The sequence below is a fragment of the Streptomyces pimonensis genome (genome assembly GCF_041380215.1).
In the GTDB taxonomy this organism is placed as follows: domain Bacteria; phylum Actinomycetota; class Actinomycetes; order Streptomycetales; family Streptomycetaceae; genus Streptomyces; species Streptomyces pimonensis.
In genome coordinates, this window is the sequence record NZ_JAHWZY010000127.1 from 1 (window position 1) to 1,050 (window position 1,050).

At 69.5% G+C, this 1,050-nt stretch carries 1 protein-coding gene; it reads left to right on the forward strand.

The features are described from left to right. Positions 1–1,050 (forward strand): flavodoxin-dependent (E)-4-hydroxy-3-methylbut-2-enyl-diphosphate synthase (gene ispG, locus KYY02_RS33645; RefSeq protein WP_371244876.1); only part of this gene is annotated, 1,050 nt, incomplete at both ends.

The following is a 1,050-nucleotide window of genomic DNA, read 5'->3' on the forward strand; positions in this document are numbered from 1 at the left end:
ATCCAGGTCGGATCCGTGGCGGTGGGCGGGGACGCCCCGGTGTCCGTGCAGTCGATGACGACCACGCGCACCTCCGACATCGGCGCGACCCTCCAGCAGATCGCCGAGCTCACCGCCTCCGGCTGCCAGATCGTGCGCGTGGCCTGTCCCACGCAGGACGACGCCGACGCCCTGTCGGTGATCGCGAGGAAGTCGCAGATCCCGGTGATCGCCGACATCCACTTCCAGCCCAAGTACGTCTTCGCGGCGATCGAGGCCGGCTGCGCGGCGGTCCGGGTGAACCCCGGCAACATCAAGCAGTTCGACGACAAGGTCAAGGAGATCGCCGAGGCGGCCAGGGACCACGGCACCCCGATCCGCATCGGCGTGAACGCCGGCTCGCTGGACCGGCGTCTGCTCCGGAAGTACGGCAGGGCGACCCCCGAGGCGCTCGTCGAGTCCGCCCTGTGGGAGGCGTCCCTCTTCGAGGAGCACGGCTTCCGGGACATCAAGATCTCCGTCAAGCACAACGACCCGGTCGTCATGGTCGAGGCGTACCGGCAGCTCGCCGCCCAGTGCGACTACCCCCTCCACCTCGGCGTCACCGAGGCCGGCCCCGCCTTCCAGGGCACCGTCAAGTCGGCCGTCGCCTTCGGCGCGCTGCTCTCCCAGGGCATCGGCGACACCATCCGCGTCTCGCTGTCGGCCCCGCCGGTCGAGGAGATCAAGGTCGGCATCCAGATCCTGGAATCGCTGAACCTGCGCCGGCGCGGCCTGGAGATCGTCTCCTGCCCGTCCTGCGGCCGCGCCCAGGTCGACGTCTACAAGCTCGCCGAGGAGGTCACCGCGGGCCTGGAGGGCATGGAGGTGCCGCTGCGGGTGGCCGTCATGGGCTGTGTGGTCAACGGCCCCGGCGAGGCCCGCGAGGCCGACCTCGGCGTCGCCTCCGGCAACGGCAAGGGCCAGATCTTCGTGAAGGGCGAGGTCATCAAGACCGTGCCCGAGTCGAAGATCGTTCAGACGCTGATCGAGGAGGCGATGAAGATCGCCGAGGAGATGGAGAAGGACGGC